General features: G+C 57.1%; 9 protein-coding genes. 3 read left to right on the top strand and 6 right to left on the bottom strand.

Translation table 11 applies throughout. From position 1 onward, the window contains the following. Positions 1–35 precede the first annotated feature (35 nt). On the bottom strand, positions 36–335 hold the full coding sequence (locus ABIE59_RS15055; protein WP_354448187.1) for a hypothetical protein: 300 nt from the start codon (positions 333–335) through the stop codon (positions 36–38). Positions 336–713: 378 nt separating this feature from the next. On the opposite strand from ABIE59_RS15055, the gene ABIE59_RS15050 reads away from it, so the two are divergent. After that, positions 714–2,699, top strand: a complete 1,986-nt coding sequence (locus ABIE59_RS15050; RefSeq protein ID WP_354448185.1) for an SDR family oxidoreductase — start codon at positions 714–716, stop codon at positions 2,697–2,699. A 54-nt stretch (positions 2,700–2,753) separates the two neighbouring features. On the opposite strand, the gene rnt is transcribed toward ABIE59_RS15050, so the two are convergent. Together rnt and pyrC are read right to left on the bottom strand one after the other, a co-directional pair. Then, positions 2,754–3,419 (bottom strand): ribonuclease T, encoded by a 666-nt coding sequence (gene rnt / locus ABIE59_RS15045; protein ID WP_072676981.1) that lies wholly within the window; start codon positions 3,417–3,419, stop codon positions 2,754–2,756. Positions 3,420–3,456: 37 nt separating this feature from the next. After that, positions 3,457–4,488, bottom strand: coding sequence for a dihydroorotase (gene pyrC, locus ABIE59_RS15040; RefSeq protein WP_354448183.1), 1,032 nt, complete (start codon positions 4,486–4,488; stop codon positions 3,457–3,459). A 159-nt stretch (positions 4,489–4,647) separates the two neighbouring features. On the opposite strand from pyrC, the gene ABIE59_RS15035 reads away from it, so the two are divergent. Next, the gene (locus tag ABIE59_RS15035; RefSeq protein ID WP_354448181.1) at positions 4,648–5,574 is read left to right on the top strand and encodes a flagellar protein MotY; all 927 of its coding nucleotides are present in this window, start codon (positions 4,648–4,650) and stop codon (positions 5,572–5,574) included. Between the two features lie 18 nt (positions 5,575–5,592). On the opposite strand, the gene ABIE59_RS15030 is transcribed toward ABIE59_RS15035, so the two are convergent. Then, the gene (locus ABIE59_RS15030) at positions 5,593–6,519 is read right to left on the bottom strand and encodes a histone deacetylase family protein (protein ID WP_354448179.1); all 927 of its coding nucleotides are present in this window, start codon (positions 6,517–6,519) and stop codon (positions 5,593–5,595) included. 207 nt (positions 6,520–6,726) lie between these two features. Between ABIE59_RS15030 and ABIE59_RS15025 the strand changes: the two genes are divergently transcribed. Next, positions 6,727–9,474: a bifunctional acetate--CoA ligase family protein/GNAT family N-acetyltransferase gene (locus ABIE59_RS15025; protein WP_354448177.1), complete on the top strand. Its 2,748-nt coding sequence runs from the start codon at positions 6,727–6,729 to the stop codon at positions 9,472–9,474. A gap of 14 nt (positions 9,475–9,488) precedes the next feature. Here ABIE59_RS15025 and rdgC read toward each other — a convergent pair whose 3' ends face one another. Further along, positions 9,489–10,415 (bottom strand): recombination-associated protein RdgC, encoded by a 927-nt coding sequence (rdgC, locus tag ABIE59_RS15020; protein ID WP_354448175.1) that lies wholly within the window; start codon positions 10,413–10,415, stop codon positions 9,489–9,491. 100 nt (positions 10,416–10,515) lie between these two features. Then, entirely contained in the window at positions 10,516–10,716 is a 201-nt protein-coding gene (locus ABIE59_RS15015) for a DUF2788 domain-containing protein (protein WP_354448173.1), read from the bottom strand. Between the last annotated feature and the right edge of the window lie 19 nt (positions 10,717–10,735).

Genomic DNA, 10,735 nt, shown 5'->3' with positions numbered 1-10,735 from the left:
GTGCCTCTTGTGTCCGGTCAAAGTGGGAGTTGTACTCAGTGCATGATTCCGGATTTGGTACCAGCGGGTTGCTGGTCCAGGGTTTTTCGGGCAAGGCTGGCGGCTTGGTCGGCGCCCAGTTCGCCCGACGCGATACGCTCAAGTACGGTCGCCATGATGGCAACGGATTGCCGGTATTCTGAAAACTCGGCCTGGAAGGCTGTGTCGATCGCCTGATAGACCGCCTGGATCTTCTCTTCCCGGCTTCCGCTGTTGGCGGCGGTGTCGTTGATGGCCTTGAGGCAGGCGCGGGCGATGGCAATGTAGCGTTCGGTATTGGGGCTGTCGTTTTGCATCTTGGTTTGGTAGCTCTCGGAATGTTGGCTATTGAGTGACGCCGTCAGGCGAAGGAAGTTCCCGATTATCGCATTGCCGGGCCCGCCTTGCATTGCCCATCGGTAATTGTGGCTGGGAAGCTCGCGGCAGGTGGTTACTGTGCTAATCTCAAATTCAGTGTGTCGGAATCAGGGACATTTTCAGACAGGCGGAAGTCCGGTTTTTAGAGTAAAGGCTCTAACAAAAACAAAGGGTTACAGAGTAAAAGCTCTAAAAAAGTTCGATACATGAAAGTTGCAATTAAGTACAATGCCGGCCAATGGAATGCAGGTAAGACTTTAGTCTTACGTGTGCTGGCGTAATGACAACAACAGAGTAACAGGCAGGATGGAGTACCTATGAATTATTTCCTGACAGGCGGCACCGGGTTTATCGGCCGTTTTCTGGTAGAAAAACTGCTCGCCCGTGGTGGTACCGTGCATGTCCTGGTACGCGAACAGTCCCAGGGCAAACTCGACAAACTGCGTGAGCGTTGGGGTGTGGATGAATCCCGGGTTAAAGCGGTCATTGGTGATCTGACCAGCAAGAATCTGGGAATCGATGCCAAGACCCTGAAATCCCTCAAGGGAAATGTTGACCACTTTTTCCATCTGGCGGCGGTCTACGACATGGGCGCCGATGAAGAGTCCCAGGCGGCCACCAACATTGAAGGAACCCGGGCAGCTGTTCAGGCCGCTGAGGCCATGGCTGCCAAGCACTTCCACCATGTGTCATCGATTGCCGCTGCGGGCCTGTTCAAGGGGACCTTCCGCGAAGACATGTTTGAGGAAGCCGAGAAGTTGGATCATCCCTATCTGCGCACCAAGCACGAGTCTGAAAAGGTGGTACGTGATGAGTGCAAGGTGCCATTCCGCATCTACCGCCCCGGCATGGTGATTGGCCATTCCGAGACTGGCGAGATGGATAAGGTTGATGGCCCTTACTACTTCTTCAAGATGATCCAGAAGATTCGCCATGCCTTACCGCAATGGGTCCCGACCATTGGTATCGAGGGCGGCCGGCTGAACATAGTACCGGTCGATTTTGTGGTGAACGCCATGGATCACATCGCCCATCTCGACGGGGAAGACGGCAAGTGTTTCCACCTGGTGGACTCTGATCCCTACAAAGTGGGTGAGATCCTCAATATCTTCAGTGAGGCGGGCCACGCGCCGAAAATGGGGATGCGTATTGATTCCCGGATGTTTGGCTTTATTCCTCCGTTTATCCGCCAGAGCATCAAGAATCTGCCTCCCGTTAAACGCATCGCAAGTGCCGTTCTGGATGACATGGGCATTCCGCCGTCGGTGATGTCGTTCATCAACTACCCGACCCGTTTTGATGCCCGGGAAACTGAAAGGGCTCTGAAAGGCACCGGCATCGACGTGCCGCGCCTGCCAAGCTATGCGCCGGTGATCTGGGACTACTGGGAGCGTAACCTGGACCCGGATCTGTTCAAGGATCGCACTCTGAAGGGAACCGTGGAAGGCAAGGTGTGTGTTGTCACCGGTGCCACTTCCGGTATTGGTCTGGCAACTGCCCAGAAGCTGGCGGAAGCCGGTGCAATCCTGGTGATTGGCGCCCGCACCAAGGAAACCCTGGACGAAGTGGCAGCCGATCTGGAAGCCCGTGGCGGTAATATCCACGCGTATCAATGCGACTTTTCCGACATGGAAGACTGCGATCGCTTTGTGAAGACGGTTCTGGATAATCACGGCCATGTAGACGTACTGGTGAACAATGCCGGCCGGTCTATTCGACGCTCGCTGTCCCTGTCGTTTGACCGTTTCCACGATTTCGAGCGCACCATGCAGCTGAACTACTTTGGCTCCGTGCGCTTGATCATGGGTTTTGCGCCGGCGATGCTGGAGCGTCGTCGTGGCCACGTGGTGAACATCTCCTCCATTGGTGTGCTGACCAACGCGCCCCGTTTCTCTGCCTATGTGGCGTCCAAGTCTGCACTGGATGCGTTCAGTCGCTGTGCCGCGGCTGAGTGGTCTGACCGCAACGTCACGTTTACCACCATCAATATGCCGTTGGTGAAAACGCCGATGATTGCGCCGACCAAGATTTACGATTCGGTACCCACGCTGTCACCGGATGAAGCGGCGCAGATGGTCGCGGATGCCATCGTTTACCGGCCGAAGCGTATTGCGACCCGTCTGGGGGTCTTTGCCCAGGTTCTGCATGCCCTGGCGCCGAAAATGGGCGAGATCATCATGAACACCGGTTACCGGATGTTCCCGGATTCTCCGTCTGCCGCGGGTAGCAAGTCTGGTGAGAAACCCAAGGTGTCGACCGAGCAGGTGGCGTTCGCGGCCATTATGCGAGGTATCTACTGGTAAGCTGTCTCCAGGCAAGAAAAAACCCGCTTCGGCGGGTTTTTTTGGTTCTGGTGGTCAGCTTGTGGCTTCTTCCTCTGGCTCTATGAGCGGCGGCGGAAAACCGCCCAGCTCCTTCCAGCGGTTCACAATGCCGCAAAACAGGTCGGCCGTTTTTTCTGCATCGTAGGCTGCGGAGTGGGCTTCCTTGTTGCTGAACGGGATACCTGCCAGTTTACAAGCCTGAGCCAGCACCGTGTGGCCATAGGCAAGCCCGGCCAGAGTCGCTGTATCAAAGGTTGAGAACGGGTGGAACGGGTTCCGTTTGATGTCGGCCCGCAATGCTGCCGCAAACACAAAATTGTGATCAAAGGTAGCGTTGTGGCCGACCAGTACCGCGCGCTTGCAGTCGTGGGCTTTCACCGCTTTTCGGATCGGGGAGAAGATTTCGCTCAAGCCTTCCCGCTCAGGAACCGCTTCACGTTCCGGGTTCCAGGGGTCGATGCCGGTGAAGTCCAGGGCAGACTGCTCCAGGTTGGCGCCTTCGAAGGGGTCAATCTGCTGTACGTGGGTTTCCCCCCGGCGCAGCAAGCCATCGTCGTCCATGGTCAGTATGACGGCGGCAATTTCCAGCAGGGCGTCCCGCTCCGGATTGAAACCGGCGGTTTCAACATCGACAACCACAGGCAGGAAGCCACGGAAGCGTTGGGACATAGGATGTGGCGGCTTGTTTTCTTCTGACACTCGAACTCCGATGTTCGCGTTATGAATGAATAGTGAGTTACGCCATGCGCCAGTGAACGGTTTCACCAGCCTTCAGGGGTACGATGTGACCGTCGGCCAGTGGCAGCTGTTCTGGCATGGTCCAGGGTTCACGTACCAATGTAATGGTGTAGGTGTTTCGTGGCAGACCGTAAAAGTCGGCTCCGTTGAAACTGGCAAACGCTTCCAGTTTATCGAGAATGCCCAGTTCCTCGAAGACATCGGCGTACAGGCCAATGGCTCCGTAAGCAGAATAACAGCCAGCACAGCCACAGGCTGCTTCTTTCCTGTCGCGGGCGTGGGGCGCGGAATCGGTTCCCAGGAAGAAGCGCGGGTCGCCACTGGCTACCGCCTCCCGCAGCGCCAGCTGATGTCTGTTCCGTTTCAGGATGGGAAGGCAATACAGGTGAGGACGGATGCCGCCCACCAGCATGTGATTGCGATTGTACATCAGGTGCTGGGGTGTCACGGTCGCGGCCAGATTGCCGCCCGTGTGGGCCCGCACAAACTCGGCGGAGTCTGCGGTGGTGATGTGCTCAAGCACCACTTTCAGCGTCGGGAAGGCCTCGATGGTTGGGCTCAGTACCCGTTCCAGAAACACTTTTTCCCGGTCGAAGATATCAATGTCGGCGTCCGTCACTTCGCCGTGAACCAGAAGCAGCATGCCGCACTCAGCCATGGCTTCAAGAACCGGGTAAATATTGCGGATATCGGTAACACCGGACTCGGAATTGGTGGTGGCGCCCGCGGGGTAGAGTTTGGCAGCGACAACGCCGGCGGCCTTGGCTTCCCGAATGGTTTCGGGGGTCATGCTTTCCGTCAGGTACAGTGTCATCAGCGGCTCGAAGCCTGTGTCGCCGGCAGCCGCCAGGATACGTTCACGGTAAGCCATGGCCGCTGCGGCGTCGGTAACCGGGGGCACCAGGTTGGGCATAATGATCGCCCGGCCAAAGCAGGCGGCCGTGGCCGGCACCACGCTGTTCAGTACAGCACCGTCGCGCACGTGCAGGTGCCAGTCATCGGGTCGGGTGATGGAGAGCGTTGTGGTCATAGTGGTATCCGCAGAGCAGCCAAAAAATTTTGCGGATTATATCAGAAGGCGGATGTGAATGTTTTTGCTAATCCGGTCACTTTGCGGCTCAAGTAATCATTCGGATCGCCGTTAAACAGTCATGTTGAAAACAGACCCGGTTTCCGAGGCGCTCTCATAATGACTTCTTCGCTTCGCCATTTGGTTCATAAAAAGCTGGCAGCCGCAGGTATGTCGGCTTTGTTTGCGGTGGCAACCGCGCCTGTGTGGGCGACAAGCTATGGTGCCGGTATTGAGAACAGCCAGTGGTATCTGTCGGAATCCGTATTTGAGTGTTCCCTGGTGCACGAGGTGCCGGGATACGGCAGGGCAGTTTTCCGTCATCGAGCCGGCGAGGCGCTGAGTTTTTATCTGGAATCCGAGATTCCGTTGATGCGCCCCGGCCGCGGAGAGTTAGTGGTGGAAGCGCCTGCCTGGCGCCCGGGAGTGGCGCCGCGTGCCATCGGGGCGGTGACCGTGTCTGACCAGCCCCGAGCGGTTACGGTCAGCAGTCGCGAGGCAACGCTGATGACACAGGGTTTGTTGCAGGGAATGCAACCAACGGTCACCCGTGCAGCTCGCTACGATGATCGTCCGGTACGGGTTCAGATCTCCAATATCAATTTCTCCGGCCCCTATTCGGGATACCGGGAATGCGTCTCCAGCCTGTTGCCGGTGAATTACGACCAGATTCGCCGGTCACGGGTTCCGTTTGCCAGCGGCAGCACCAGCCTGTCCGAGGCTGACAGGCGACTGCTGGATAATATCGTCACCTACGTGATGGCAGATTCCACGGTCGAGCGGGTTTTTGTGGACGGCCATTCAGACAGCGTTGGCAGCCGGATCGATAACCGGGCGCTGTCGGAGGAGCGGGCGAATGTGGTGGCAGACTACCTGAGATCCAGGGGGATCAATGATGACCTTTTGATCGTTCGGGCTCATGGTGACCAGTTTCCTGTGTCACGGCGGCATGCGGATAATCGCCGCACCACCATCCGCCTGCAGCGTCAGGGAGAGCGCCCCGAGTTACAGCAGGCGAACGGCCCGGGCATGGATTTCTCGGGTTGATATTGGGTAAGGTTGCTGTCAGTAAACCGTGCTGAGCAAGTCGAGATGGGCGGTCACGCTCTCCGCCAGGGCTCTCAGGTGATAGCCCCCTTCCAGGGTTGATACAATGCGGTCATTGGCGTGGTCATGGGCCACGCTGATCAGCATTTCCGTCAACCAGCGATAGTCGTCCACTTCCAGATTCAGTTCTGCCATCGGGTCGAGTTTATGGCCGTCAAAACCGGCGGAAATCAGTACCAGCTGCGGGCGGAAATCCTGCAATTTCTTAAGCCACGCTGCTTCCACCGCTTTACGGTAGTCCAGAGCCGAGCAGTTGGCCTCGATCGGCGCATTGATAATGTTGTCCGCCTGGCGATGCACATGGGAGTGTGGATAGAAAGGGTGCTGGAAGCTGGAGCACATCAGGATGCGTTCGTCTCCGCTAACGATGTCCACGGTGCCGTTGCCCTGATGCACATCGAAATCAACGATCGCAACCCGTTCCAGGTGGTGGAAGGTGAGGGCGCGCATGGCTGCCAGTGCCACGTTGTTATAGAAGCAGAACCCCATGGATTTGGAGCGCTCGGCATGGTGCCCGGGTGGGCGGGCGCAGACAAACGCGTTGGTCACCTGACTACTCATTACCATATCGACCGCCTGGATATTGCCGCCGGCGGCCAGTCGGGCGGCGCGCAGGGTATCCGGCATCATGGCGGTGTCCGGATCGGTAAACACCCGGCCCCGGGTAGGCTGCATCATATCTAGCTGTTGAAGGTAAGTCTCGGGGTGCACCGTTAACAGCTGGTCACGGGTAATTTCTTCCGGTCGAACCCAGTCCAGATCCCGTTCCAGGTGAGTGTCTGCCAGATACGCGAGTATGGTGGAGATTCGCTCAGGGCATTCCGGGTGCTCCGGGCCCATATTGTGCTTCATGCAGTCATCGTGGGAGAAAAATGCCGTGGTCATACGTCTAGCCTGAACCCGAATATGCTTATTTTTCAGGCCATGTTATCAGGGAAAACCGAAGTTTGTCGTATTTCTTTGGTCTAATGGTTGTGATACCGGATTTACATCAGGAAATACCCATCTAAGATAAGGTATACATTGATAAATATGCTGTTTTATTGAGATTCTTATCCATATCCTCTTCGCCCATGGTCAGGGAGAGTCACCTTGAGTACCCGCTATCTGGAAAGCCTGTTCAATCCTGAATCCATTGCTGTGATTGGTGCTTCCGAACGGGCAAACAACCTGGGCGGGATGGTGCTTCGCAACCTGCTCGGTGGCGGGTATCCCGGCCGTCTGGTGGTAGTCAACCAGACCGACTACGACAATGTGCATGGGGTTCCCTGCGTCAAGAAAGTCTCGAAGCTGGATTTCAGCCCGGACCTGGCCATTATCTGTACGCCGCCGGATACCGTGCCGAAAATGATTCGAAAGCTCGGCGAATGCGGTGTGCGTACCGCCATTGTGATGACCGGTGGTATGTCCCGTACCCACAGTAAAACCGGCCAGCCGTTGATGTATTCGGTGCGGGATGCGGCTCGGGAAACCGGTATTCGGGTGCTTGGCCCCAACACCATCGGGCTGATGGTGCCGGCGCGGCATCTGAACGCCACCTATGCCCACATGGGCGCCATTCCCGGGCGGGTGGCGTTTGTCGGGCAGTCCGGCACCATCGCCAGTTCAGTCATTGACTGGGCTTTTGCCCGCGGTGTGGGTTTTTCCTACTTTCTGACCCTGGGCGATGGTATGGACATCGACCACGATGATCTGATCGATTACCTGGCCCAGGATTCCCAAACCCGAGCCATCCTTCTGCACATCGAGAATATTCCCAACCCGCGCCGGTTCATGTCGGCGGTGCGGGTGGCTTCCCGGACCAAACCGGTCATTGCCGTCAAATCCGGCAGGGTGCCGGAGTCGGAGTGGTTCGCCCATCAGTTACCGGCGGGGCTCAAGCGCAGTGACCCCATCTACGACGCCATGTTGCAGCGAGCGGGTGTGTTGCGGGTGGACGGCCTGGGTCAGATGTTTGACGCCCTGGAGACCTTGACGCGCATGCGACCCTTGCGTAGGGAGTCTCTGGCGATTATGGCTAATGGGGTTGGCCCCGGTGTGCTGGCAGTGGATCGTCTGGCAGACCTGGGTGGCGAGCTGGCGGAGCTGTCAGAGCAGTCCATCGGAGCTTTGGCAGAGTTGCTGCCGCCGTACTGGACCCGGAAAAACCCGATTGACCTCAACTACGACGCGACGCCGGAACTCTACGGCAAGGCGATCAAGATTCTCGCCAAAGACCCGAACGTGGCCAACGTGCTGGTGATGTATGCGCCTACTCTGATTGAGGATAGCCTCCAGATAGCTGATGCAGTGGTGCAGGCCTCCAAGGGTACACGGCTGAACATTTTTACCTGCTGGCTGGGCCAGAGCACCGTGATGGATTCCCGGGAGGAATTCTACCGGGCCGGTTTGCCATCGTTCTTCAATCCTGAGAAGGCGGTCATGGCCTTTATGCAGCACGTTCGTCATCAGCGGGTGCAGAGGTTGCTGACTGAAACGCCGGAATCCTTCACCGACCATTTTGCCGATCGTGCCAATACCCGCAAGCTCGTAGCCCGAGCACTCAGTGATGGCCGCAGACATTTGTCCAACCGCGAAGCCCGAAGAGTGATCTGTGATTATGGAATCAACACCATCGACACCGTTTACTGTGACGATGTGGAAGAGGTGCTTGAGGTGTTTGCGGTGGAGCGCCGGCCCATCGATATTACCGTTGTGCATGAACAGGGCTGTTTCCCGTTCCTGGACCTGAGCCCCACTCAGCGTCGCTACAAGGGCACGGTTAAAAAGCTCAATAGCGAACAGGCCATCATTGATAGCTGCCGCTTTCTGATGGAAGAGTACAGGGAGCATTTTCCGCGTAGCGGGTTTCTCGGGTTTGCCGTGCAGCGCTCCTATCAGCATGTGGGGGGCATTGAGTTCAGCGTGGGGATCACCCGTGACGAATTGTTTGGCCCGTTGGTGGTGTGCGGTGCTGCAGGAGCCCAGATCAACATCATGACTGACCGGCAAATTGCATTGCCACCCCTGAACATGGTGCTCGCCCGCGAACTGCTGCGCCGCACCTATATGTACAAGCTGTTAAAAGAGCATAGCCTCAAGCCTGAGGAAGACATTCGTGCTGTATCGGAGACACTGGTGACCCTGTCTCAGATTGTCATCGACATCCCGGAAATTCGGGGGTTGGAGATTGCGCCCCTGTTATTCAACGAGCAGGGCGCCGTAGCGGTCAACATCGCCATTGATCTGGATGACCGGGCGGGCAAACCCATCATCCAGCCTTATCCGCGGGAGCTTGAAGAATGGATTGTGCTGCCAAAATCCGGTCGGCGAGTCATTATTCGTCCGGTGCTGGCGGAAGATGAGCCGGCCCACCGTTCATTCCACGAACATCAGTCACCGGAGTCCATTCGTTACCGGTTCTTCCAGTACCGGAAGCATTTCTCCCGGGAAGACGTCGCTCAGATGGTGCAGATTGACTACGACCGGGAAATGGTGTTCATCGCTAATGCGCCGAGACTGGACGGTGAGGGTGAGGAAACCCTGGGTACTGTCCGTACCTGGACTGACGCCGACAACTTGCGCTGCGAATTTGCCGTGATGGTGGATGATCGGATGAAAGGCGAGGGCTTGGGTGTGGCTCTTATGCAGAAGATGATCGATTACTGCCGCGCCCGGGGCACCATGGAGATGATTGGTAATGTGCTGCCGGATAACCGCCCCATGTTGAAGCTTGCGGAGCATCTGGGCTTTGAAACCAAGTACAACCCGGAAGAAGAGGTCATGGACCTGCGGCTGGTGTTGAATGAGCCGGTAAAAGACTGGCAGAAGGAACGGTTGGGTAAGGGGGGGCACCTGTAGGCGCCCCCTCTGCTTCATTCCTCGACGATGGCGGAGCGGTCTTCGCCACCGAGGGCTGCCAGCAGCCCTGGAATCAGTCGGGACAGCTCCAGGGTCATCAGGGTGAAAGCGGCATCAAACTTGGCCACGGCGTCGTCCACATCGACATCATCCAGTTGGTCCTGCAGGGTTTCACCGAACTTCAGCCGGCGAATGCCCAATTCTTCATCCAGAACGAACGAGACGTTGTCGTCCCAGGTCAGCGCCAATTTGGTCACCTGCATGCCGGTTTCCAGGTGGTTGCGGATCTCGTCGGCTTTCAGGTCCAAACCTTTACAACGCACCACCCCGCCGTCTTCCGAGGGGTCCTTGAGTTCGCATTCGCTGCCCAGAACGATATTGGCCGGGTGATCGATGGTTTCCGTCAGCCAGCCAGTGAAGGTAAAAGCGGGTGCCTGCTCGACCGCCGGTGGCCTTACCGGCAGCGAGCCCAGGCTCTTGCGCAAGGTAGACGCCAGGTCTTCCGCCTGCTTGGCTGAGCCGGCGTCGACCACCAGCACACCATCCTGCGGTGCCAGGTAGGCATAGCAGCGACGATTCCGGGAAAAGGCCTGGGGCAGCATTTCCAGCATCACCTGCTCTTTGATTTCCTCTTTTTCCTTTTTGCGGACTTTGCGGCCCTGGTCGAGCTCAATGGCCTCTGCACGCTCTTCTACAGCCTCTTTTACCACGGGGCCGGGGAGAATTTTTTCTTCCTTGCGCAAGGCAATCAGGTGGTAGCCATTGGCACTGTGAACCAGTTGTTCGCCATGCTTGCCTAGTGGCGGCACCCAACCCTGGCGGGCGGTTTCTTGCGGGCCGCAGGGCTTGAACGCGTCGGCTTGAAGCTTTTCTTCCAGGGCTTCAGCGGTAATATCAAAGGGCTTTGTGAATCGGAAAATGCGAGCGTTACGAAACCACATGGGGTCTGAATCCTTGGTATTTGTTTGGAGCGTTGCAAAAGGGGGAGGGGATATTACGGCCACACGGTGGTGGCCGTAAAGTGACGGGTGTCCGGACAGATCAGATCTGCATGATTTCTACCAGGACGGTTTTCACGATAAAGCCGACAACGCCGGCCCCTAGCACGGAAAACAGGGCAATGGTGCCAAATTTTCCGGCCTGGGATTTTTTGGCCAGATCCCAGACAATGAAACCCATCCAGACAATAAGGCCCGTCAGAAACACCAGCATGGCGATCTGGGAGAAGACTGCTTCGTTCATGGTGACTCCGATATCAACA

The organism is Marinobacter sp. MBR-99 (assembly GCF_040547575.1).
Lineage (GTDB): Bacteria > Pseudomonadota > Gammaproteobacteria > Pseudomonadales > Oleiphilaceae > Marinobacter.
Note: the sequence above shows the minus strand (reverse complement) of the source record. Positions and strands in the feature narration are given on the sequence as shown.